Origin of the sequence: Humibacter ginsenosidimutans (assembly GCF_007859675.1) — a bacterium.
In the GTDB taxonomy this organism is placed as follows: domain Bacteria; phylum Actinomycetota; class Actinomycetes; order Actinomycetales; family Microbacteriaceae; genus Humibacter; species Humibacter ginsenosidimutans.
In genome coordinates this window covers 2,257,445-2,281,700 of record NZ_CP042305.1, presented here as the reverse complement: position 1 = coordinate 2,281,700, position 24,256 = coordinate 2,257,445, and the positions used below count along the sequence as shown (strand labels likewise).

Annotated in this window: 17 protein-coding genes and 1 pseudogene; 16 read left to right on the top strand and 2 right to left on the bottom strand. The window is 68.8% G+C overall.

The genetic code is table 11. From position 1 onward, the window contains the following. Positions 1-7 precede the first annotated feature (7 nt). From FPZ11_RS10430 to FPZ11_RS10410, 5 genes and pseudogenes are all read left to right on the top strand, one after another. Positions 8-1,723 (top strand): PH domain-containing protein, encoded by a 1,716-nt coding sequence (locus FPZ11_RS10430; protein ID WP_146320689.1) that lies wholly within the window; start codon positions 8-10, stop codon positions 1,721-1,723. Continuing rightward, positions 1,723-2,436, top strand: a pseudogene (locus FPZ11_RS10425) (Rossmann-like and DUF2520 domain-containing protein); the annotation flags it as partial. The gene FPZ11_RS10430 and the pseudogene FPZ11_RS10425, both read left to right, overlap by 1 nt. Before the next feature lie 173 nt (positions 2,437-2,609). Further along, positions 2,610-3,473 (top strand): pantoate--beta-alanine ligase, encoded by an 864-nt coding sequence (panC, locus tag FPZ11_RS10420; protein WP_146320685.1) that lies wholly within the window; start codon positions 2,610-2,612, stop codon positions 3,471-3,473. A 152-nt stretch (positions 3,474-3,625) separates the two neighbouring features. Next, entirely contained in the window at positions 3,626-5,173 is a 1,548-nt protein-coding gene (lysS, locus tag FPZ11_RS10415) for a lysine--tRNA ligase (RefSeq protein WP_146320683.1), read from the top strand. Between the two features lie 272 nt (positions 5,174-5,445). Continuing rightward, positions 5,446-6,285 (top strand): endonuclease domain-containing protein, encoded by an 840-nt coding sequence (locus tag FPZ11_RS10410; RefSeq protein WP_146320681.1) that lies wholly within the window; start codon positions 5,446-5,448, stop codon positions 6,283-6,285. Positions 6,286-6,453: 168 nt separating this feature from the next. On the opposite strand, the gene FPZ11_RS10405 is transcribed toward FPZ11_RS10410, so the two are convergent. Beyond that, positions 6,454-7,275 (bottom strand): cytochrome c oxidase assembly protein, encoded by an 822-nt coding sequence (locus FPZ11_RS10405; RefSeq protein ID WP_246846183.1) that lies wholly within the window; start codon positions 7,273-7,275, stop codon positions 6,454-6,456. A gap of 434 nt (positions 7,276-7,709) precedes the next feature. Here FPZ11_RS10405 and FPZ11_RS10395 point away from each other — a divergent pair, with 434 nt between their 5' ends. Continuing rightward, positions 7,710-10,655 carry an FAD-binding and (Fe-S)-binding domain-containing protein gene (locus FPZ11_RS10395; RefSeq protein ID WP_246846182.1) on the top strand — a complete coding sequence of 982 codons (2,946 nt, stop codon included), beginning with the start codon at positions 7,710-7,712 and terminating at the stop codon, positions 10,653-10,655. Between the two features lie 45 nt (positions 10,656-10,700). On the opposite strand, the gene FPZ11_RS10390 is transcribed toward FPZ11_RS10395, so the two are convergent. Further along, a complete protein-coding gene (locus tag FPZ11_RS10390; RefSeq protein WP_146320675.1) occupies positions 10,701-11,909 on the bottom strand; it encodes an ROK family transcriptional regulator in 1,209 nt (402 codons plus the stop codon). 176 nt (positions 11,910-12,085) lie between these two features. Between FPZ11_RS10390 and FPZ11_RS10385 the strand changes: the two genes are divergently transcribed. The 10 genes from FPZ11_RS10385 (at position 12,086) to FPZ11_RS10345 (ending at position 24,178) form a co-directional block, all read left to right on the top strand. Further along, positions 12,086-13,789 (top strand): ABC transporter substrate-binding protein, encoded by a 1,704-nt coding sequence (locus FPZ11_RS10385; protein ID WP_146320673.1) that lies wholly within the window; start codon positions 12,086-12,088, stop codon positions 13,787-13,789. A gap of 79 nt (positions 13,790-13,868) precedes the next feature. After that, entirely contained in the window at positions 13,869-14,858 is a 990-nt protein-coding gene (locus FPZ11_RS10380) for an ABC transporter permease (protein ID WP_146320671.1), read from the top strand. Between the two features lie 12 nt (positions 14,859-14,870). After that, positions 14,871-15,839 carry an ABC transporter permease gene (locus FPZ11_RS10375; protein ID WP_146320669.1) on the top strand — a complete coding sequence of 323 codons (969 nt, stop codon included), beginning with the start codon at positions 14,871-14,873 and terminating at the stop codon, positions 15,837-15,839. After that, positions 15,836-16,771, top strand: coding sequence for an ABC transporter ATP-binding protein (locus FPZ11_RS10370; RefSeq protein WP_246846181.1), 936 nt, complete (start codon positions 15,836-15,838; stop codon positions 16,769-16,771). Before FPZ11_RS10375 ends, FPZ11_RS10370 begins: the two co-directional genes overlap by 4 nt. Continuing rightward, a complete protein-coding gene (locus FPZ11_RS10365) occupies positions 16,768-17,574 on the top strand; it encodes an ABC transporter ATP-binding protein (RefSeq protein ID WP_146320667.1) in 807 nt (268 codons plus the stop codon). Before FPZ11_RS10370 ends, FPZ11_RS10365 begins: the two co-directional genes overlap by 4 nt. A 67-nt stretch (positions 17,575-17,641) precedes the next feature. Further along, positions 17,642-20,095 (top strand): glycoside hydrolase family 2 protein, encoded by a 2,454-nt coding sequence (locus tag FPZ11_RS10360; RefSeq protein WP_146320665.1) that lies wholly within the window; start codon positions 17,642-17,644, stop codon positions 20,093-20,095. Positions 20,096-20,127: 32 nt separating this feature from the next. Continuing rightward, the gene (locus FPZ11_RS10355) at positions 20,128-20,988 is read left to right on the top strand and encodes a LacI family DNA-binding transcriptional regulator (RefSeq protein WP_168203795.1); all 861 of its coding nucleotides are present in this window, start codon (positions 20,128-20,130) and stop codon (positions 20,986-20,988) included. 50 nt (positions 20,989-21,038) lie between these two features. Next, complete coding sequence (locus FPZ11_RS19250; RefSeq protein ID WP_168203794.1) at positions 21,039-21,212, top strand: hypothetical protein; 174 nt, start codon at positions 21,039-21,041, stop codon at positions 21,210-21,212. Positions 21,213-21,405: 193 nt separating this feature from the next. Then, positions 21,406-22,869 carry a cardiolipin synthase gene (cls, locus tag FPZ11_RS10350; RefSeq protein ID WP_146320661.1) on the top strand — a complete coding sequence of 488 codons (1,464 nt, stop codon included), beginning with the start codon at positions 21,406-21,408 and terminating at the stop codon, positions 22,867-22,869. 172 nt (positions 22,870-23,041) lie between these two features. Continuing rightward, positions 23,042-24,178, top strand: coding sequence for a hypothetical protein (locus FPZ11_RS10345; RefSeq protein WP_146320659.1), 1,137 nt, complete (start codon positions 23,042-23,044; stop codon positions 24,176-24,178). Positions 24,179-24,256: the final 78 nt, after the last annotated feature.

The following is a 24,256-nucleotide window of genomic DNA, read 5'->3' as shown; positions in this document are numbered from 1 at the left end:
CGCCATCGTGACCCAGTCGTACACCACAGCGACCGGCCTCGCCGATGGCGAGTGGCACCGGATGCACAAGGCGACCCCGCTGCTGCGCGGCGGCATCGCGATCGTCGCCGTCGTCGGCGTGATCGTCGCGAACCTGCGCGAGCGCATCGTGGCCTTCTTCTTGAACACCCCTGACTACCCGTCAGGCGACCCCGTCGACGTGATCGTGCGACACAACTTCGTGTGGCCGGCGATCGGGATCGCGGCAGCGGTGATCGCGGTGTGCGTCGGAGTGTTCGCGCTGTCATGGCGGGTGCAGACGTTCCGGGTGACGCACCAGGCCGTCGAGCTGCGCAGCGGAATCCTGCGCAGGCAGGAGCGCAAGGCGAGGCTCGACCGCATTCAGGGCATCAACGTGCAGCGACCCGTGTTCGCGCGGTTGTTCGGGGCGGCGAAGCTCGAGATCGTGGTGGCCGGTCACGACGCGAACGTGCATCTCGCCTACCTGCCGTCGAAGGTGACGGAGACTCTGCGCCGGGAGATCCTGCGGCTGGCATCGGGGGTGCGGGCGGAGGAGGCGGCCGAGGCGGCGGCCTCGAGTCCGCTGAGCGAGCTCGGCGAACGCCGCCCAGAGCCGGTCGAAGGACCGAAGGGTGTCGCGCCCGGGCAGCCCTTCGACTCTGCGTCGCCTCGCTCAGGGAGCGGCCGCGTCGGCGACCTCCTCCTCGACCGGGCGAACGAGTTCATCTCGCCAGCCGACCTCGACCCGGATGCCGCACCGCCGGCATCCGTCGTGCGCATGCATCCCGGCCGGCTGGCCGGCTCGCTGCTGCTCAGCGGGCCCTCGTTGGTGATGTTCGCCATCGTGATCGCGATGATCGCGGGCGCGTCGACCGGACGGCTGTGGCTGATCATCGTGATCTTCCCGACCGTGCTGAGCCTCGGCGGCCTCTACATCCGACGGTTCAGCAAGGCCGTGCGCTACAACATCGCGGGCAGCGACGCCGGCGTGCGCATCGGCTTCGGGCTGCTCACGACGAGCAGCGAGACCATCCCGCCGCAGCGCATCCACGCCGTCGAGCTGCTGCAGCCGGTGGCCTGGCGGCCGTTCGGCTGGTGGCAGATGCGCATGAACACGGCGGGCCACACCCACGGCAAGAACTCGGCGGGCGAGGCGCGCACGACCACGCTGCCCGTCGGCAGCGTGCGCGACGTGCAGCGCGTGCTGCCGCTGCTGCTGCCCGGCATGGACGACGCGGTGCGGGATGCCATCGCCCACGCCGGCATGGTCGCTCGCGCCGACCAGTCCGCGTTCTCGTCCGCGCCGCGCCGCGCCGCCTGGCTGCGGCCGTTCTCGTGGCGCAAGACCGGCTACACGATCGCGGACGGCGTCGTCGTGTTCAGGCACGGCGCGCTCTGGCGACGCGTGATGTTCGTGCCGCTGGCCCGGCTGCAGAGCGTGGAGGTGGAGCAGGGGCCCGCGCGGCGCATCCTCGGACTCGCCTCGGCCGACGCCCACCTGGTCGACGGCCCCGTGCACGCGAAGCTGCCGGTGGCCGATGTTCGCGCAGCACAGGAGCTGTTCGCGCTGGTCTCCTCCGGTGCGATCGCGTGGGCCGAGGTCGAGCACGGTGCGCACCCGCTGCCTGGGAGCGCGCAGTCCTCCGACCCGCGCCCTGAGCGAGCGCAGCAAGTCGACGCCCCGCTCTCCGGCACCCCATCGCCAGACGGAGAGGACGCCTGATGCCCCCTCGTTCGGGACGCCTCGGCGTCGGAATCATCGGGGCCGGTCGCGTCGGCCCCGTGCTCGGTGCGGCGCTTGCCGGCGCGGGCCACGCCATCGTCGGCATCGCCACGTCGAACACCGTCAACCGCGAGCGCGCGGAGGCGCTACTGCCCGGCGTGCCGGTGCTCGCGGTTCCGCAGATCATCGAGCGCGCCGAGCTCGTGCTGCTCGCCGTGCCAGGAGCCGAGCTGCCCGAACTGGTGAACGGGCTCGCGCTCGCCGGGGCGTGGCAACCGGGCCAACTGGTCGTGCACACGGCACCCGAACACGGCGTCGGCGTGCTCACGCCCGCCCTGCAGCGTGGTGCCATTCCGCTCGCGCTGCATCCCGCCATGGTGTTCAGCGGCACCAGCCTCGACCTCGCGCGCCTCGCAGAGACGTACTTCGCGGTCACAGCGCCGGCACCGGTGCTGCCGATCGGGCAGGCGCTCGCGGTGGAGATGGGCGGAGAACCGGTCGTGGTCGACGAGGCCGATCGGGCTGCGTATGCGGAGGCCATCTCGACGGCCACCACCTTCTCGCGCTCCATCGTGGAGCAGGCATCCGGGCTGCTGGCGGGCATGGGGGTGGAGAACCCGGGGGCCTATCTGTCGTCGCTGGTGCGGTCATCCGTCGACGAGGCCCTGCGCAGGGCCGGAGCGCCGACGGAGCTCGACGCGCTCGATGTGCCCGGCCTGCTGCAGACGCACACCGACCCTCCGCGCAGCGGCAGCTGGGACCTCGGAGGATCACCGCACGTTGCCGGCACGTGGGACGATACCGGCGACTGGTCGTCCCTCGCCGACCACGACCTCGCATCGCCCCCGAGCGGGCGCCCCCACCCCGACGACGAACCGGAGGACACATGACCGAGGCCGAGCACACGCCGAGCGTGGAGCCGACCATCGCAGGCATCCGCCGCAGCGTGCAGGATGCCCGTGCCCGCGGCGACCGCGTCGCTCTCGTTCCCACCATGGGCGCGCTGCACGACGGGCACCTGTCGCTCGTGCGCAGGGCGCGCGAGCTCGCCGAGGTCGTGGTCGTGTCCGTCTTCGTGAACCCGCTGCAGTTCGGCCCGGCCGAGGACTTCGACCGCTATCCGCGCACGCTCGACGACGATGTCGTCGCGCTGCGGGGACTCGCCGATGTGGTTTTCGCGCCCAGCGTCGAGGAGATGTATCCGACCGGTCCGACCCAGACCAGGGTCGCCGGCGGCGAGGTCGCGGCATTGTTCGAGGGAGCGTCACGACCTGGGCATTTCGACGGCATGCTCACCGTCGTCGACAAGCTGCTGAACATCGTGCAGCCGGATGCCGTGCTCTTCGGCCAGAAGGACGCGCAGCAGGTCTTCCTCGTGCGTCAGATGGTCACCGACCTCAATGTTCCGGTGTTCATCGAGGCGGCGCCGATCGTGCGTGAGGACGACGGGCTCGCGCTGTCCAGCCGCAACCGCTTCCTCGACGAGAACGCGCGCGGCGAGGCGGTCACGCTGTCTGAGGCGTTGCACGACCTCGCGGCGGCGGCGAGGCGGGGCACCTCGGCGGCGCTCGAGGCCGGGAGGGCGCGGGTGCAGGCATCCTCGGCGGTTAAGCTGGACTACCTGGCCATCGTCGACCCGCAGACCTTCCGTTCCGTCACCGACGGGTATCGCGGAACCGCCCTCGCCCTGATCGCGGCGCAGGTCGGAACAACGCGACTCATCGACAACGCGAGCGTGGTCATCGGGTGAGGGGCCGTACCGCAGGCCCGGGAGCATGCCCAAGGCGTGCGTCTCGAAGCCACACAGAAGAGTCACATACCGCAGCTTGAGGAGCACGCCGCAGGCGAGCGTCTCGAAACCGCACACCGCAGCACCACCCGATCACCGAACGAAGAGGAACCATGGCAGACGAGCCACGCGCAGACGAACTGAGCGCTGACGAGGTCAGCGAGCAGAAGGCCGTGCGGCTCGCCAAGCGCGAGCGGCTGATCGCCGAGGCTGATGCCGCGGGCGGCGCCTATCCGGTCACCCTCCCGATCACGTCGACGATCCCGGAGCTGCGTGCCGAGTACGGCGAGCTCGAGGCGGATGCCGCCACCGGTGTGCAGGTCGGCGTCGCCGGTCGCATCGTGCATCTCCGCAACACCGGCAAACTGTGCTTCGCCGCGCTGCAGGCGGGTGACGGCTCGCGCATCCAGGCGATGGTGTCGCTCGCGTCGGTGGGCGAGGAGTCCCTCGCTCGCTGGAAGGAGCTCGTCGACCTCGGCGACCACGTGTTCGTGCACGGTGAGGTCATCTCGTCGCGTCGCGGGGAGCTCTCGATCATGGTCGACGAGTGGACGATCGCCGCGAAGGCGATCCTGCCGCTGCCCAATCTGCACAACGAGCTCTCCGAAGAGACTCGCATGCGCAGCAGGTATCTCGACCTCATCGCCCGCGAGCAGGCCCGTCTCAACGTGGTGAATCGCGGCAAGGCCGTGGCGTCGCTGCGCGCCACCTTCGCCTCGCGCGGCTTCATCGAGGTGGAGACGCCGATGCTGCAGACGATGCATGGCGGGGCATCCGCTCGCCCGTTCGTCACGCACTCGAACGCGTTCGACACCGAGCTCTACCTGCGCATCGCGCCGGAGCTGTTCCTCAAGCGCGCCGTCGTGGGCGGCATCGAGCGGGTGTTCGAGATCAACCGCAACTTCCGCAACGAGGGCGCCGACTCCACGCACTCGCCCGAGTTCGCCATGCTCGAGGCCTACCAGGCGTACGGCGACTACAACACGATGGCGGAGCTGACGCGCACGCTCATCCAAGACGCGGCATGGGCTACCAGCGGCGGCCACGTCGTGACCTGGGCCGACGGCACCGAGTACGACCTCGGCGGCGAGTGGGACTCGGTCTCGATGTACGAGAGCCTCACGGATGCCCTCACGCAGGCCGTCTCCGACGGTCGCGTTCCGTGGACCGGCGGTACCGACATCACTCCCGAGACTCCCCTCAACGAGCTGGCGGCTCTCGCCGAGCTGCTCGAGATCGAGGTGAAGCACCCCATCCACGGCAAGTACGTCGAGGAGCTGTGGGAGCACTTCGTCAAGGGCGGCCTGGAGCGGCCGACGTTCGTGCGCGACTTCCCGGTCGACACCTCGCCGCTGGTGCGCGCGCACCGCTCCAAGGTGGGCGTCGTCGAGAAGTGGGACCTCTACATCCGCGGCTTCGAGCTCGCCACCGGATACTCCGAGCTCGTCGACCCCGTCGTGCAGCGTGAGCGTTTCGTGGAGCAGGCCAGGCTGGCGGCGCAGGGCGACGACGAGGCGATGCGCCTCGATGAGGAGTTCCTGCGCGCCCTCGAGTTCGGCATGCCCCCGTCGGGCGGCATGGGCATGGGCATCGACCGCCTGCTGATGGCCCTGACGGGCCTTGGCATCCGGGAAACCATCCTCTTCCCCCTGGTGAAGTAGGCCAGCCGGCCCCGGCCCGCCCCCGGTCCCGCCCCCGCCCCCGCCCCGGCAGACCGGTGCGAAAACCGGAGTGGTCGCGCTCTCGCGCCGGGGACCGGAGGTTTTCGCCGGTATTCGTTCACACGTCCGGTTTTCGATGCGCTGGCTCAGGGGCGTATCCGCTTGCGGATGCGCCGGGCAGCTCTGCGCCCACAGGGGCCCCCGGCGTCGCGTGCTCCACATTTCCGTGCCTGCCACTCACGTGCATCCGGGATGCCGGCCACGATCGATGGATGCCCTCGATCGCCTCCGAACTGTCACGTCGTGGCGGACTCGCGACCCGTTCCCAACTGCGCGTCGTGGGCTGCTCCGCAAGGTCGTTACGGCGGTTCGCCGACGACGGGAACGCACGGAGCATCCGTCGTTCTTGGCTCGCCACTCCGCAGGCGGAGCCCGACGCGGTTCGCGCCGTCGAGCTCGGTGGCATCCTCGGCGGCGAAAGCGCACTCCGCTCATTCGGCGTGTGGGTGTCGCACAACACGGGGCTCTGCGTGGCGACCCCGCCCGGAGCAAGCCACCTGCCGACGCTCGGCGACGACGAGTACCGCGTCTATCCGCATGACTTCGCATGGCCGGAAGGAAAGCGATGGCGAACGGATATCGTCAGCGCCCTCGCGCAATTGGCGGCCCGCGTCGAGCCTGTGCATTTCATCGCCTCTGTGGACAGTGCACTGAACACGAACGTGATGACGGCTCCACAACTCGCCGACCTCTTCGCGCGACTGCCGCGGCGCTTTCGTCGCCTTCGTCGGTTGATCGAGCCGCGAGCCGAATCCGGACTCGAGTCCATCGTGCGGGTCGCCGCGATGCTCGAAGGTTGGAAGGTGGAGGTGCAAGTCGCCGTTCCACGAGTCGGGCGAGTCGACCTCGTCATCAATGGCTGGCTGGTGATCGAGACCGACGGCGACCAGTGGCATTCATCGGCCACGCAACGCGCGAAGGACCGCAGGCGCGACGCGGGGCTGGTCCGGCGGGGCATGCGGTGTCATCGGTTCGGCTATGCGCAGGTCATGGGAGACCTCGACGGATGCATCGAGATCATCCGCACGCTGCTGGCCGCGGGGCGACCCTGAGGTGCCGTGAAGACCGGAGGTGTCAACGAATACCGGCGAATTCCGCCGGTCTTCGTGACGAGAGCGCGATCACTCCGGTCTTCAATTCAGGGGTGTGACAGCAGCCACCGACCGACTGGCGTGTGCTGCCAGCCACCGGCACGCCGGGGGCGGCGGTCGGCCGGCGCCCTACCGCTGGAAGCGCTTCAGGTGCTCCTGGGTGAGCTGCTCCATCTGCTCGTCGGTGAGGTCGTCCATCTGCTTGGCCTCGCGCTTGTCGGTGTGCATCCACCGCAGAAACAGGATGATCAGCACCGGAATGTCCGCGATCTCCGCGATGAACCAGAGGAAGTCGCCCGAAAGGTGCTGGTCGTGCAGCGCCGTCGGGAACCACGACGGCAGCGCACCGCTCAGCGCGGTGGCGTGGTCGAGCACGGACTCGTTGAGGCGCAGCAGGATGCCCGGAATGGCATCCAGCACCAGCTCGACGAACGCGAGCATGAACTCCGCCGTGATGAACAGGCTCGTGCGCAGCAGCCCGCTGTCGGTGACCGGCAGCACCATGAGCAGACCGACAAGGGGGACCCCGATGGTGATCGCCGCCTCCCATCCCGGGTCCAGACGCAACGCGGCGGCGAAAGGAGTGAGGAACAGGCAGAACCCGACCAGTGCGACGACGGGGGCGAAGATGGCGTTGCCCATCAGCCGCACAGGCCACGACGTGAGGATGCGATCGAGCACTCGTGCGGGCGTTCCCGACAGGGCGGCACGTGCGAGGGAGACGGGTCTTCCGAGGGCCAGGAGTCCCGGCACGACGAACAGCAGGAACGCCACCCGAGTGGTGAACGCCCAGCGCAGCTCGGTGCTCCACGTGCCCAGAAACCCGAACTCGATCCACGCATAGGAGCCGAGGCCGAACACGTAGAACGCCACGGTCGGCCACGCGGGCCACCGCGTGCCGTTGCGACGCGCGGAGAACAGGCCGATCCCGTACAGCGCGGCCGCGACCACGATCAGCCCGAACGCGTAGGGGTTGAACGAGAACGTGGTGAGGAAGGTCAGTGCATCAGGCGTGAAAGGGCTCCGATTCGTGCGCGGGCTCGCGACCGTCGTGGCGCGACCTCGACGGTCGACGCTCGGCGGGGGATGCCGCCCAGGTCATTATCCGCCGCGCTTCTTGATGCCGGTGCCGAGAGCCGTGTCATGTCGACGGCTGGGCCTGCGCTGACGGCTGGGCCGGCGCCGACAGCCGGGCCAGCGTCGACGTCTGGACCGGCGCCGACAGCGCTGCCTTGCCGCCCGCCGGACCGGCGCCGACAACGACGCCCGCCCAAGCGCAACGGGCTGAGCGCTCGCGGGCAGACCGGTTCCACGGCGTACGATTTCAGCACGAAGCGGCCCGCGGCGGTCCGAACGTGCGCGTCGGCTGCGGAACGGGAGAAGGCGTGACACAGCATCGCGAGCCAGGACACTCCGCGACCCGCGAGCCGGGCCTCGCCGGCCTGAGCGGAGTCGAGGTCGGCATCCGGGCGATCGACCGCTACGCGGCGGCCCACGACGCATCCCACTATCTGCTGGTGCCCGAAGCCGTCGTGAAGCCCCGGAGCCTCGACGAGGTGCGGGCCGTGTTCGACGCTGCGCGGGCATCCGGGCGCAGCATCACGTTCCGCTCCGGCGGCACGAGCCTGTCGGGCCAGGGCGTGACCAACGCCCTGCTCGTGGACACCAGGGGTGCCTTTCGCGGCATCCGCATCGACGACGACGGCAGGCGCGTCGCCGTGCAGCCAGGCGCCACCGTACGTGCCGTGAACACGCGACTCGCCAGACGCGGCCACCGCCTCGGACCCGACCCGGCGAGCGAGATCGCCTGCACCATCGGCGGCGTCATCGCCAACAACTCGTCCGGCATGGCCTGCGGCATCACCGAGAACAGCTATCGCACCGTCGAGTCGCTGCTGTTCGTGCTGCCCAGCGGCACCGTCGTCGACACCGCTCTGCCGGATGCCGACGATCGCCTTCGCGACGCGGAGCCCGCGCTGCATGCGGGCCTGCTCGAGCTCCGGCACCAGCTGCTCGCGTCGCCCGAGGCCACGGCCGAGGTGCGTCGCCAGTTCTCCATGAAGAACACGATGGGCTACGGCATCAATGCGCTTGTTGACTTCGAGCGTGCGATCGACATCCTCGCCCACCTGGTCATCGGCAGCGAGGGCACGCTCGCGTGGGTCGCCGAGGCGCGCTTCGTCACAGTGCCGCTGCGTCCCGCCATCGCGACCGGGCTGCTCGTGTTCCCGAGCCTGGCCGATGCGACGGCCGCGCTGCCCGACCTGGTGCGCGTCGGCCCGGCGACGATCGAGTTGATGGATGCCGCCTCCCTCCGCGTCGCGCAGGCCGCGCACGACGCCCCCGACAGCATCCGCCGCCTTCAGGTGGTGAACCACACGGCGTTGCTGGTCGAGTTCCAAGCCCCCACCGCCGCCGAACTCGACGACGTTCTGAGTGCCGCCCGGCCCGCGTTGGACGCGTTGCAGCTCGCCGCCCCGGCCGACCTCTCGTCCGACCCGGCAGAGCGCGCAGCGCTCTGGCACGTGCGCAAGGGCCTGTACGCCACCATCGCCGGCGCTCGCCGGCCGGGCACCACCGCGCTCCTCGAGGACATCGTCGTACCGGTCGATCGCCTGCTCGACACGTGCACGGCGTTGACCGCGCTCTTCGAGCGGCACGGCTACGACGACGCCGTGGTCTTCGGACACGCCAAAGACGGCAACCTGCACTTCATGATCACCGAGGACTTCGGCGACGCCGACTCGATGCGCCGCTACCGTGCGTTCACCGACGATCTCGTCGACCTCGTGCTGGCGCAGGGCGGGTCGCTCAAGGCCGAGCACGGCACGGGCCGCGTGATGGCGCCCTTCGTGCGCCGCCAGTACGGCGACGAGCTCTACGAGGTGATGCTGCGCATCAAGCACCTGGCGGATCCGACCGGCATGTTGAACCCCGGTGTGCTGCTCGTGGACGACCCGGAGCACTATCTGCGCGACATCAAGACCGCACCGCGGGTCGAGGTCGAGGTGGACCGTTGCGTGGAGTGCGGCTACTGCGAGCCGAGCTGCCCCAGCAAGGACCTCACGCTCACGCCGCGCCAACGCATCGTGCTGCGCAGGGAACTCGCCACGGCGAAGGCCGCCGGCGACACGGAGCTGGCCGCGCAGCTGGAGCAGGACTACGGCTACGACGGCGTCGACACCTGTGCCGTCGACGGCATGTGCGCCGTCGCCTGCCCGGTCGGCATCAACACAGGCGACCTCGTGCGCCGGCTCAGGGCGGAGACGCGCACGCCTGCGCTCGACCGCACGTGGCGCACCGCAGCGCGGCATTGGAATGCCTCCACGCGCGCCGCATCCGCCGCGCTCACCGTCGCGCATGCGGTGCCGGCATCGCTCGTCGGCGCCGCGACCGACCTCGGCAGAGCAGTGCTCGGCAAGGACGTGGTGCCGCACTACGACGCGGGGCTCCCGGGCGGCGGTCGCGTGCGCAGCACAGTGGCGGCGGAGATGGGCGCACCAACCGCCTCCGCCGCTGCAGCCGCCGCCGGGGCCATCGCTTCTGCCGCAACGACCGCAGCCAAAGCCAGCACCACCGCCTCAGAAACCGCGGTGGGCGCGCCCGACGCCGTGCTGTTCTCCGCCTGCGTCGGCACCATGTTCGGGCCGGAGGCGGGCGGCATCGGCGCCACGCAGGCGCTCCTCAGCCTGGCCGAGCGCGCCGGTGTGTCCCTCGCCGTGCCCGACGGCATCGACGGTCTGTGCTGCGGCACCCCGTGGAAGTCGAAGGGTCACCTCGACGGCTACCGCGAGATGTCGCACCGCGTGCTCACCGCTCTGCACGCGGCGAGCGACGGCGGACGGCTGCCGATCGTCTGCGACGCGGCATCCTGCACCGAGGGTCTCGAGACCATGCAGAACCTCGCGGCGGAGGCCGGCGCCGGGTTGCGTTTCGTCGACGCCACTCAGTTCACCCGCGACACCCTGCTGCCGCAGCTCGCGGTCACCTCGCGACTGGGTTCTCTCGCCGTGCACCGCACCTGCTCGACGACCGCGCTGCATGTGGACGACGCGCTGAACGCGGTGTGCGCATTCGTCGCCGAGGAGGTGTACGAACCGGATGCCTGGGGGTGCTGCGCCTTCGCGGGCGACCGTGGCATGCTGCATCCCGAGCTCACGGCCTCCGCAGCGTCCGCCGAGGCCGTCGAGGTCACGACACGCGAGTTCGACGCCTACGTGTCGGCGAACCGCACGTGCGAGCTCGGGATGTCCAGAGCGACAGGGCGCCCGTATCGGCACGTTCTCGAGGTGCTCGAGGAGGTCACGCGGCCGGTCGCCCCCGTCGGATAGCGGCGGCGCGGCCGGCACTCGGCGCGGCGCGCCGGCATCGCCGGCTCACACCGTGGCGGGGGCGCTCAGCCCCATGGTGCGCGGCGCTAGTTCGGACTGCAGCACGAGGGCGGCGCCGCCGACCGCAGCGGCGTCGGATACATCGGCCGACAGCCGCACCGCCACCTGGTGCTGTGCGCGGCCGAAGAAGTCGCTCTCCAGCCGAGCGCTGATCGCGCGCACGTAAGCGGGTCCGGCGACGGCGAACGCCGGCCCGGCCAGCGACACGGAGTCGAGGTCGAACAGGTTGGCCATGGTCAGAACCCCGGATGCCAGGTGTGCCGCCGATCTGTCGATAAGCGCGCCCGCGCCCCGATCGCCGCGCACCGAGGCCTTCGCGATCAGGCGGAAGTCGTCGAAGTCGTCATTGCCGGACAGCCCGAGGCGCTCGGCCTCTCCGCCCTCGCGCGCGCTTCGGGCTATGGCGCTCGGACCGGCGACCTCTTCCAGCACGGTCTCGGCGCCGTTCGCATCCGTCACGACGATCTGGCCGAGCTCGGCGGCGTTCGAGCTCGCACCCCTGAACACGATGCCGTCGATGAGCACGCCGGCTCCGATGCCCGATCCCATGTAGACGCTGGCGTGCGCCACGGCGCCGTCGAGCTTGCCGCCCCAGAAGTCGCCGATCGCGGCCGCGGTCGCATCGTTGTCGAGCACGACCGGAAGGCCGACGGCGGTCGACAGCATCGACCTGATGGGCGCATCCGCCCATGCCGAGAGATGCGGAGAGTGCAGGATCGCACCGCGCGCCAGGTCGAGGGGGCCGGGGGCGGCGATGCCGACCCCGACGACCGACGCCTTGTCGACGCCGAGTCCGTCGAGCGTGTTGCGAATCTCCTGCGCCAGCCGTTCGATCATGCCGCCCGGCTCGTCGCCGTCCATGCCCGGCGTGCGCGTTCGGCCGACGATGGCGCCGACGAGGTCGGCCACCACGTAGGTGATGGATTCGCGCCCGATCTGAACACCGACCGCGAACCGCGAGCTCGGATTCACGTCGAGCATCACAGGGCGCTTGCCGCCCGTCGATTCCCCGTGGCCGGTCTCCACGACGAGGCCGTCGCTGAGCAGCTGGCGCACGACCGTCGACATCGTCGCCTGCGTGAGACCGGTGGCCTCTGCCAGTGAGACGCGGCTGATCGGCCCCTGGGCCCTGATCAGGTCGAGCACCAGACCCCTGCTCGTGCCGCCCACGAGCGCACCCCGTTGCGATGCCACCCCGTCCCCCTTTCGTGAAGTCTTGACGAATCTTCGCACATGGCGACTAACTTGACACACTTTATAAAGTGGCCTAAGAAAGAGCCAGCCGCAACGACGCGCACCGTCAACGTGAGCCTCGGCGGCAGCGGTGAGCTCCTTGCACCGCACCCCTCACGGTCAACGAAAGGACAAGGATGTCAACACACAGCACGCGACGCCGCCTCGGTGTCGCTCTGGTCGCGGTCGCCACCGCGGCCACGCTCGCGCTCTCGGGATGTTCGTCGGACGGCGGCTCGAAGAGCGCGTCTGGCACCACCTCGGTCACGCTGTTCAGCGGTCAGGTCGGCAACTTCGTCGAGAACTTCAACCCCCTCAACAACACGGGCGCTTACCTGCAGCCCACGAACGGCGTGCTCTACGAGCCGCTGTTCTACTACAACAAGGCCCGCGCGGGTAAGCCGGTGCCGCTGCTCGGCACCTCCTACAGCTGGAACTCCGACGGCACCGTGCTCACCGTCAAGGTGCGTCAGGGCGTCAAGTGGTCCGACGGCAAGGCGGAGACCGCCGACGACGTCGTGTACTCCCTCAATCTCGTCTCGGACAACCCGGCGCTGAACACCTCGGGCACCAAATGGGTGGCGAAGAAGACCGCGGACGACACCGTCGTCATCACCTTCCCGGCCACATCGTTCACCCTCGAGCCGCAGATCCTCGGCAACGAGCCGATCGTGCCGCAGAGTATCTGGTCGAAGATCTCCGACCCCACCAAGGTGACCAACGTGCACCCGGTCGGCACCGGCCCCTACATGCTGAAGAGCTTCACGCCGCAGAGCTTCGTGCTCGAGAAGAACCCGAACTACTGGGGCACAGGCGACAACGCGCCGAAGGTCGACGAAGTGCGCTACATCTCGCTGGCGAACGCGGATGCCGCCACCTCGGCACTGCAGGCTGGCCAGACCGACTACATGGGCTCGTTCCTCCCGACGCTGAAGAGCATCATGGCGAAGAACAAGAACCTCAGCTACTCCAACTCGCCGCAGGCGACCACCGCGCTGTTCACGTGCGAGAACGCCTCGCTCGGCTGCACCGGACCGCAGACCGACACCGCCGTTCGGCAGGCGATGTACTACGCGATGGATCGCAAGCAGCTCGACACGCAGGCCGCGGCCGGCTTCAGTGCACCGGCATCCCCGTCTCTGCTGCTCAACACGGTGAACAAGTCGCAGATCACGAGCCCCGACTACATGGAGGTTCCGCAGACCGCTGACGTCTCCAAGGCCAAGAGCCTGCTCGAGGCCGACGGCTGGAAGCTCGGATCGAACGGGTATTACGCGAAGAACGGCCAGGAACTCGACCTCACCATCAACGTCGTGTCCGGCTGGACCGACTACGACACGATCTGCCAGCTGCTGCAGGGTCAGTTCAAGGCGGCCGGAATCAAGCTCGCCGTCAATCAGATGGCGCAGAACGCGTGGAGCCAGGCCGAGTCGACCGGCAAGTTCCAGATGTCGATGAACTCCGTCAACATGGGCGTCTCGAGCGACCCGTACTACCAGTACAGCGCGTACCTCGCGTCGTCGGCCACGGCCAAGGTCGGCAGCCCCGCTCCGTCGACCAACACGACGCGCTACTCGAACGCCGCTGTCGACGCCGCTGTGAAGAAGCTCGCCACCACCAACGACGAGTCGGTGAAGCAGGCCGCGTACAAGACGATCCAGGACCAGATCGTCAAGGACATGCCGTACGTGCCGGTGTACGTGAACTCCGCGCTCGCCGAGTACAACAACTCGCGCGCCACCGGATGGCCGACCCAGAACAACCAGTACGCATTCCCGCTTCCGTGGGGCGGCAACTGGGGTGTCGGAATCGTTCTCAAGACGATCCGCCCGGTGAAGTAACCACAACGCGACAGGGACCGGAGTCGGGTGGGTGCCAAGGGCATCCACCCGGCCCCGGTCGCGCAGAAAGCAGACAGAAATGCGGTTCTACCTGCAGAAGATCGCGTTCTACGTCGTCGCGCTCTGGGCGGCGGTCACGATCAACTTCTTCATTCCTCGCATGATGCCCGGCAATCCGGTCGACATCATGATGAACAAGATGTCGGCGGCGGGCATGACGATCGCCCCGGGCACCAGGCACGCCCTCGAGATCGAGCTCGGCGGCGGAAGCGGCAACATCCTGCAGCAGTACGGCGACTACATCGTCAACCTGCTGCACGGAAACCTCGGCATCTCGTCGAGCAACTACCCGGAACAGGTCACGACGATGATCGGCCAGGCGCTGCCCTGGACGATCGCGCTGGTCGGGCTCGCCACAGTGATCTCGTTCATCCTCGGCGTCGGTCTCGGCATGCTCGCCGGCTGGAAGCGCGGGTCGTGGCTCGACAACCTCATTCCGGTCACCACGATGTTCCAATCGGTGCCGTACTTCTGGCTCGCGCTGATCCTCGTGCTGGTGTTGACCAGAGTGATTCCGCTGTTCCCCTATGCGGGCGGCTACAACGTCGCGACGACCACCCCGGGCTTCTCACTCGACTTCATCGGCAGCGCCATCTACTACGGCTTCCTCCCCGCCCTCACGATCGTGCTCTCCTCGATCGGCGGCTGGATGCTCGGCATGCGCAACATGATGGTCTCCACGCTCTCCGAGGACTACATCGTCACGGCGGAGGCGAAGGGCCTCAACCCGCGTCGCGTGCGCATGACCTACGCGGCGCGCAACGCGGTGCTGCCGTCGCTCTCCGGATTCGCCATCTCGCTCGGCTTCGTCGTCGCCGGGTCGATCGTGACCGAGCAGGTGTTCAGCTACCCCGGCATCGGGCAACTGCTGTTCTCCTCCGTCTCGAACAACGACTACACGCTCATGCAGGGTGTGTTCCTCGTGATCTCACTCTCGGTGCTCGGCGCGAATCTCGTCGTCGACGTGCTGAACGGCATCATCGACCCGCGCACCCGCGCGCGGTCTTAGGAGGGCCCTGACATGGCATCCACACTCGTCGCGACCGAGGTCGCACCGCCCAAGGCCACGTCGAAGCGCAGCTTCGCCCGGCTCATGCCGTCCCGATCGCCGAAGCTCATCGCCGGCCTGATCATCGCGGGCGTCATCATCCTGTGGGGCATCGTCGGGCCCCTGCTCGTCGGCGACCCGACCGCGATCAGCACCGACTTCTTCGCTCCACCGTCGGCGCAGCACTGGCTGGGAACCACCCAGACCGGCGCGGATGTCTGGACGCAGATCGCGTACGGCGTGCGCGGCTCGCTGATCATCGGCTTCGCCGTCGGCGTGCTCGCGACCGTGCTCTCGGCGTTCTTCGGCATCCTCGGCGCCTACATCGGCGGATTCGTCGACGAAGGCTTCTCGCTCTTCACCAACGTGGTGCTCGTCATCCCCGGTCTGCCGCTCGTCATCGTGATCGGCAGCTACGTTCCGCAGGAACAGCGGGGCCTTTTTCTCATCGCCCTGGTTCTGGCGATCACAAGCTGGGCAGGATCGGCCCGCGTGCTCAGGGCCGTCACACTGTCTCTGCGCAACCGCGACTACGTCGCCGCATCGAAAGTCGCGGGGGAGAAGACGTGGCGGGTACTGGTCGTGGAGATCCTGCCCAACCTCATCCCTGTGATGGCGTCGCAGTTCGTCTTCGCCGTCATCTTCGCGATCCTCGGCGAGGCGGGGCTGTCGTTCCTCGGCCTCGGCGCCAACAACACGTTCACCCTCGGCACCATCCTGTTTCAGGCCTACAACGACCTCGCGCTCACACAGGGTGCGTGGTGGTGGTTCGTGCCGCCGGGACTCGTCATCGCGCTGTTCGGTGCGGCGCTCTCGCTGATCAACTTCTCGATCGACGAGATCATCAACCCGAAGCTGCGCAACCAGACCAGGGCAGCACGCAAGTCGTGGGGACTCACGTCGGAGCAGATCAAGCGCCTCGAGAAGGAGGACATCAAGTGAGCCAGGCAACGAGCATCCGCCCGCCGCGCAGAGAGACCGACCCCGTGCTCACGATCGATGATTTCAGCGTCGACTACCTCGGCGAGCGCACGACCCATGCGGTGAAGAACGTGTCGCTCACGCTCGGACGCGGCGAGGTGCTGGGACTGGCGGGCGAGTCCGGCTGCGGCAAGTCCACGCTGGCCTACGGGGTGACCCGGCTGCTCAAACCGCCGGCGCTGATCACCTCGGGGTCCGCCACGTTCCACTCCCGTGAGGGCTACAGCGTCGACCTCGCATCGCTCGGCGGCGCCGACCTTCGGGCGTTCCGCTGGGACAAGATCTCGATGGTGTTCCAGGGCGCGATGAACTCGCTGAACCCGGTGATCTCCGTCCAGGCCCAGCTCGAAGACATCTTCACGACTCATCGCCCCGAGATGAAGTGGAAGGAACGCAGACAGGTCGCTGGAGATCTGCTGGAACGCGTCGGCGTCGATCGCTCGCGCCTGAAGTCGTTCCCGCACGAGCTCTCCGGCGGCATGCGTCAGCGCGTCATGATCGCGATGGCGATGGCGCTCGACCCGCAGGTGATGATCATGGACGAGCCGACCACCGCGCTCGACGTGGTCGTGCAGCGCGAGATCCTCGACGAGATCACCAGGCTGCGCTCCGAGCTCGGATTCGCCGTCATCTTCATCACGCACGACCTTCCCCTGCTGCTGGAGATCAGCGATCGGATCGCGGTCATGAAGGGCGGCGAGATCGTCGAGCTCGGCGACGCCTACGAGCTCTACACCAACCCGCAGCATCCCTACACGAAACGGCTCCTGGCCTCCTTTCCGTCGCTGACGGGCGAGCGCGGGGACTTCATCCGTACAGGCGTCGCCGACGCCCGCCTCGGCGTCGAGGATGCCGTGACCGCCGTCGCGCACAGCGAAGGAGCCGACCGATGACCACGCTCGAATTCAAGAACGTCACCAAGCGGTACAAGGTGCGCGGCGCGGGCGGCGCTCGCGAGCTGCTGGCCGTGAACGATGTGAGCTTCACACTCGAGTCGGGCAAGACCGTCGCGCTCGTCGGTCAGTCCGGGAGCGGCAAGTCGACGATCGCGAAGCTGCTGCTCCAGCTCGAGCATCCGAGTGAGGGGCGCATCCTTCTCGACGGTGCACCCGTCAGGCGTGCAGGGAGAGGGCTGCAGGACTATCGGCACCAAGTGCAGATGGTGTTCCAAGACCCGTTCGCCTCGCTCAACCCCTACCACTCGATCTGGCACCACCTCGCCAGGCCGCTCAGGCTGCACGGTCGCGCGCGAACCCGTCGCGAGGTCGATGCCGGAGTCGAGAGGCTGCTCGAGCGCGTGCGGCTGACCCCCGCCGAGGAGTTCGCGGACAAGCACCCGCACGAGCTGTCTGGCGGTCAGCGCCAGCGCGTGGCCATCGCCCGCGCGCTGGCGCCGGCTCCCACCATGCTCATCGCCGACGAGCCGGTCTCGATGCTCGACGTGTCGATCCGACTCGGCGTGCTCAACCTGCTCGCCGGGCTGCAGCGCGAGGAGAACCTCGGCGTGCTCTACATCACCCACGACCTCGCGACGGCCAGGCACTTCTCCGACGAAATCCTCGTGATGTACAAGGGCGAGATCGTCGAGCGCGGACCGTCCGACGAGGTCATCCTCAACCCGCAGCACGACTACACGAAGCTGCTCGCCGCCGCGGCGCCGAACCCCGAGCGCCGGCTGGCCCAGATCGCGGGATAGAGCCGCGCTTACCGCGGCCGGCGTCCCACCACGTCCTGAAACACACAGAAAGCACCGAACCACCACCATGCGCCTCCCTTCCACCTTCGCCCCGTTCGCCGGCCCCTGGCACCTGACCGCCACAGGCGGTGACGTGCCGCACGGGTTCCCTCGCGAACCCGTGCCCGCCGTCGTGCCCGGTCTCGTGCACACCGACCTGCTGCGAGCCGGACTCATCGCCGACCCGTTCGACGGCGACAACGAAGCAGCCCAGCAGTGGATCGGCAGCACGCAGTGGCGCTATTCGACGACGTTCGACTGGGCGGACGACGGCAGCACGAGGCACGACCTCGTGGCTCTCGGACTCGACACCGTGGCGACGATCGAGCTCAACGGTCAGCTGGTCGCACGCACCGAGAACCAGCATCGCAGCCACCGGTTCGACGTGCGGCACCTGGTGCGCGAGGGGGCGAACGAACTGACCGTCACGTTCGCTCCGCCTGTGACGGAGGCCGAACGCAGGGACGCCGAGCACGGAGCGTGGCCGCACGTCAACCACCACCCCTTCAACCAGCTGCGCAAGACGGCCTCCACCTTCGGCTGGGACTGGGGCATCGACGTCGCCTCCAGCGGCATCTGGCAGCCGATCGGAATCGAGTCATGGAGCGGCATCCGCATCGCCTCGGTGCGGCCTCTCGTCGGCGTCGACGGCACGGACGGCGTCGCGACGGTGCACGTCGAGGTGGAGCGGGACGCGGTGTCGGAGCACGCGCCCATTCACCTCGAGGTGCGCGTCGGCGAGGCACGGAGCGCCGTCACGGTCGCTGCCGGGGAGGTGTCGGCATCCGTCGCCGTGCGGGTGGCCGACGCGAAGCTGTGGTGGCCGATCGGGCACGGCGAGCAGCCGCTGTACGACGTCACGGTCGCCGTGACCGGAATGCCCGCAGCCCGCTGGGCAGGCCGCATCGGCTTTCGCACGGTCGAGGTCGACACCGCGCCCGACGCTTCCGGCAACCGCTTCGTGGTGCGGGTGAACGGCGAGGACGTGTTGATCAGGGGCGTCAACTGGATTCCGGACCACGCCTTCGTCACCGAACTGAATCGCGATCGCTACGTGCGAAGGCTGGCAGACGCGCTCGAGGCCAACGTGAACCTGCTGCGGGTGTGGGGCGGTGGGTTCTACGAGTCCGACGACTTCTACGAGCTCGCCGACGAAGCGGGCCTGCTCGTGTGGCAGGACTTTCTGTTCGCGTGCGCCGCGTACTCCGAAGAGGAATGGTTGGCGAACGAGGTCGAGGCGGAGGCGCGCGAGCAGATCGCGCGCTTGGCGCAGCATCCGTCGCTCATCATCTGGAACGGCAACAACGAGAACATCTGGGGCTACGTCGAGTGGGGCTGGCGAGAGGCCCTCGGCGATCGCGGGTGGGGCGACGGGTATTACCGCGATCTCTTCCCTCGGCTGCTCGCCGAGCTCGATCCGACAAGGGCGTACTCGCCCGCGAGCCCGTACTCGTTCGTCGACTACGCGCATCCGAACGACGAGCGCAACGGAACCATGCACATCTGGGACGTCTGGAACCAGCGCGACTACACCGCCTACCGCGACTACGCCCCGCGTTTCGTCAGCGAGTTCGGTTTCCAGGGGCCGCCGGCGTGGTCCACGCTGACACGCGTGGTGCACGACGAGCCGCTGGCACCGTATGGACACGAGATGCTCGTGCACCAGAAGGCGGAGAGCGGCAACCTCAAGCTCGAGCTGGGCATGGCTCCCCACCTGCCGGCGCCGCGCGGCATCGAGGAGTGGCATTGGGCGACCCAGCTCAATCAGGCGCACGCCATCCGCTTCGGCGTCGAGCACTTCCGGTCGCTGACCCCGCACAACACGGGCACGATCCTGTGGCAGCTCAACGACGACTGGCCCGTCGTGTCGTGGGCCGCCGTCGACTTCGATGAACACCGCAAGCCGCTCTGGCACGCCATGCGCGACGCATACGCACCGCGTCTGGCCACGATCCAGCCTCGCGACGGCGGCCTCGCGCTCGTGCTCGTGAACGACTCCGCGAATGCCTTCGCCGGCACCGCGCTCCTCACCCGACGGAGCCTCGCCGGCGCCGTCCTCGGGGTGGCGCGCGTCGAGGTCGACGTCGCTGCGCGTTCCGTGTCGACGTACGCGCTGCCCTCCGAGGTCGCCGCGATCGGCGACGCCGGCGACGAGCTGGTGGTCGCCGACCTCGACGGATTCGGTCGGGCCGTGCACGACGGCGCCGACGTGATCGCGCAACGGCTCGCTCCCGACGCGGCGGAGGCATCCGCCGTGCGCACCGAGGGCGGCTATCGGGTTTCGGTGCGTGCGCGCTCGTACCTGCGCGACGTGTTCCTCGCCGTCGACCGTCTCGACCCGGCGGCTCGCGTCGACGCGGGGCTCGTCTCGCTGCTGGCGGGCGAGGTCGCGGTCTTCCACGTCGCCAGCGAGGCCGACCTCGATCCGGGGCTCTTCACGCGCTGGCCCGTCCTGGCATCGGCCAACGCACTGCTTCGATGAGTGCAGTCGAGGTGGTCGGCGATACTGATGCCATGAGCGCAGCATCCGTCGGCCCCGCGGTGATCGGCATGGCGTTCGTGCGTTCCCCGAGCGGAGTCGATCCGTTCTACAGCGAGATCATCGCGGGCATGGAAGACACGGTGCATCCGCGCGGGATGCAGGTGCTCATGCAGACCGTTCCGAGCCAGGCCGATGAGCTCGCGGTGTATCGGCACTGGGTGAGCGCCGGCATCGTCGCGGGCATCGCGCTCAGCGACCTCACGGTCGACGACTCGCGCGGCCCACTGCTCAACGAGCTCGGCGTGCCGCACGTCACGCTCGGCGAGCCGACGGATGCCGCGGGCGGGGCCGTCGTGCGCGTCGACAACGCGGCGGCGACGGTTCGTGCTGTGCACGAGCTCGCCGATCTGGGTCATCGTCTGATCGGTCGCGTCTCCGGCCCGGAGCGCCTCGTGCACACTCAGTCACGCACCGCCGCGTTCGCCGACGCCATGGCGGCCGTCGGCGGCACGGCGTTCACGGCCGTCGGCGATTACTCGCCGGAAAGCGGAGCTGCAGGCCTTCGCCTGCTGCTGAGCGGGGCCGAGAGACCGACGGCGATCATCTTCGACAACGACGTGATGGCGGTGGCGGGCCTCGAGGAGGCCGCCCGGCTCGGGGTGCGGGTGCCGGAGGAGCTTTCGGTGGTCGCGTGGGACGACTCGACGCTGTGCCGCCTCGCGACGCCGATGCTGTCCGCCATGAGCCATGACGTGCGAGAGCTCGGCGGTCTCGCCGCCGAGGCGCTGCTCACGGTGATCGACGGCGGTCAGCCGCAAGACGTCACGGCTCCGCTGGCCGAATTCGTCGCACGCGGTTCGACGGCCGCGCTGTCCGAGCCCTCATCCGTCTGAGGGTCTGCACGGCGAACGCGAAGCCGCAGCGCGCGTATCCTTGAACCACTATGGACGGCGTGTGGGCAGGCATCATCTGGGCTCTGGCGCCGACGATTCTCGTCGGGCTGGTCTTCTGGGTCGTGATGCGCTCCGTCGTGCATGCCGACCGCAACGAGCGCAAGGCGTATGCCAAGGTCGAGGCCCAGGAGCGGGCACGGCGCGGGCTCGCACCCAAGAGCTGAGGACCTGCAGCGCGAGGTGGGTGGGGGCATCCTCGCCCACGGCAGCTCCGACGCTTCTCACCCGTCGCGGTGGATCACTGTGCCGCGCAGCCTCTGCGGTTTCCCGGAGTGCTAGCGTCGGCGAAGCCGGGGCACGCCGCGAGTCGACCATCGCGACCCGGGCAGGGGTGCGATCGGAGCCTCGGGGGAGCAGATGCAGAGCGGAACGCTGACGACGATCATCATCATCGCCGCGCTGGTCATCGACTTCGCGCTGCGCATCGTCGCCATCATCGTCATTCCGCGCAACCGCCGGCCCACCTCGGCCACGGCGTGGCTGCTCGCGATCTACTTCATCCCGTACTTCGGCTGGCTGTTCTTCCTGCTCATCGGCAGTTTCAAGCTGCCGAAGATCCGCAGGCTGCGGCAGCAGCAGATCAACGAGATCATCCTGGAGTCCACCGACGGCATCGAGCTGGTGCGTCGCGACCGCCCATGGCCCGGCTGGCTGCAGTCGGTGGTCACGCTCAACCGCAATCTCGGCGCGATGCCGCTCGTCGGCGGCAACACGGCATCCCTCATCGGCGAATATCAGGGCTCGCTGGATGCCATGACGGCGGCCGTCAACGCCGCCTCCCGTTACGTGCACGTCGAGTTCTACATCCTCAGCTGGGACCAGACGACCGGCCCGTTCTTCGACGCGCTCGAGAATGCGGTGAAGCGCGGCGTCATCGTTCGAGTGCTGCTCGATCACATCGCATCGCGTCGTACGCGCGACTACGCGCGCACCATCAAGCGGCTGACGAGCATGGGGGCCACGTGGCACCTGATGCTTCCCGTGCAGCCGCTCAAGGGCAAGTACCAGCGGCCCGACCTGCGCAACCACCGCAAACTGCTCGTCGTCGACGGGCACATCGGGTTCATGGGCTCGCAGAACGTGATCGACCGCAGCTACAACAAGCGCAAGAACATCAAGCGCGGCCTCAAGTGGAAAGAGCTCGTCACCCGGCTTCAAGGTCCGATCGTGAGCGGTCTCAACGCCATCTTCATCACGGACTGGTATCTCGAGACCGGCGAGCTTCTCGGACGCGAGCGAGACATCGCCGCTCCCGTGCGCTCCGACGATGAGCTGGACTGCCAGCTCGTGCCCTCCGGCCCCGGCTTCAGCGGCGAGAACAACCTGAAGCTGTTCCTGGCCCTGCTCTATTACGCGACGGAGCGCATCATCATCACGTCGCCGTACTTCGTGCCAGACGAGGCGATGCTCGCCGCGCTCACCACAGCGGTGCAGCGCGGTGTGCAGGTCGAGCTGTTCGTCTCGGAGATCGGCGACCAGGGGCTCGTCTATCACGCCCAGCGCTCCTACTACGAGCAACTGCTGCGGGCGGGCGTCGTCATCTGGATGTACAAGGCGCCGTACATCCTGCACGCCAAGCACTTCACGATCGACGACGAGGTCGCGGTCATCGGATCGAGCAACATGGACATGCGCTCGTTCCAGCTCAACGCCGAGATCTCCCTCATGGTGCACGGTGCGTCGTTCGTGTCGGCGATGCGCGAGGTGGAGCAGGGCTACCGGGAGGCCAGCAAGCAGCTGACGCTCGACGAATGGCTCGGGCAGTCCCTGGGATCGACGGTGCTCGACAACCTCGCGCGGCTCACGTCCGCGCTGCAGTGAGCGCGGGCCGTTCGCGGCCGTCGCACTACGGTCGTCCAGGGCGCCGGATGCCCGACCGGCCTGTGGAGAACGCGTGCTGTCCACCCCGGTTCGATACGCTGGCCCAACCGCACAGGCAGGCACCATGAGGCCGGCCAGACCCACGGAGCACCACGATGAGGAGTGAACGCCGATGAGTCAGCAGTATCCCCAGCATCCCGCATATCCGCAGGCGCCGGTCGATCTGAAGCGCACGAGCGTGCTCGGCGCATGGGGCGCGAGAATCGTGTTGATCGTGGTCGGCGCCTGTGCGCTCGTGTCCGTGGTGTTCATCTTGTTCGGCAGCGGCGGCGACACCATCGCGCGCGTCATCATCACCGACGTGGCCCTCATCCTCTTCGCGCTGCTCGTCTGGCTCGACACCGCGATCGGCGCGTACCGGCCGGAGTGGTTCGAGTTCGCGTCGCTCGGTGTGGATGCCTACCTGCTGCTGATCTGGATCGTCGCGGTCTGGACGGCGTCGGAGCCCGACAGCGCGTACGGCTCTTACGGATCGGGCGACGACAGCATGCCGTTGTGGCTCGCCGGCTGGCTGGGATTCCTCTGCCTGCTCTTCGTGCGCGTCATGCTCGCGCTCGTCGATCTCGTGCGGATCCTCGTCGGACGCTGGACCTCCACCGTCACCCGGTCGCTGGGATTCGTCGCAGGCATCTCCTTCGGCATCATCGCCGTGATGGTCACCATCCCCACACCGCGACCGTTCAACCACCTGTGGGACTGGATGTACTACGGCCGCATCGTGGCGGCACTCGCGGTGATCGGCGGTGTCGCCCTCGTGCTCATCCCGCTCTGGAGCCTGCTCATCAACCGGGGCCACCGCACGAGCGCACCCGCGCCGCACTATCCGACTGCCGTGCCGCCGGCGTACGTTCCGGGCGCGCCCGGCGCCTACCTGCCCGGCGCACCCGCCGCGCCCGTACCCGGCGCCCAGCCGTCGGGAGCGCAGGCGGGCTCGGCGCCCGCACAAGCAGCGGCGGCGGCAGCTTCCGCGCCGGCCGCGACGGCGACGCCGGCGGGTCCCACCGCGCCGGCCGCGCCCGCCGGCGCCGTTCCCGTCGCACCCGCGACGGCGCCGGCCGCTGCTTCAGCCGCCACGTCGCCGCATCCGCCCCTTGCCTGGCCGCGGCTCGCGGATGGGCGGCTGGTGCCGGCCGGCCCCGATGGTGCACCGGCGTTCGAGCAGGTGCGTGGGCTGCCGCTCACCTGGCCCGTCCACGTGGACGGCACGCGCGTGCCGGCCGGACCCGACGGGCATCCGCTCTATCACTGACGCTCGCGTGGCGCCCCGGCGCTCGTGCGACGCTCCGAGCCTGTGCGGCGCTCCTGTGCCCGTCTGACGGGTCGGGGC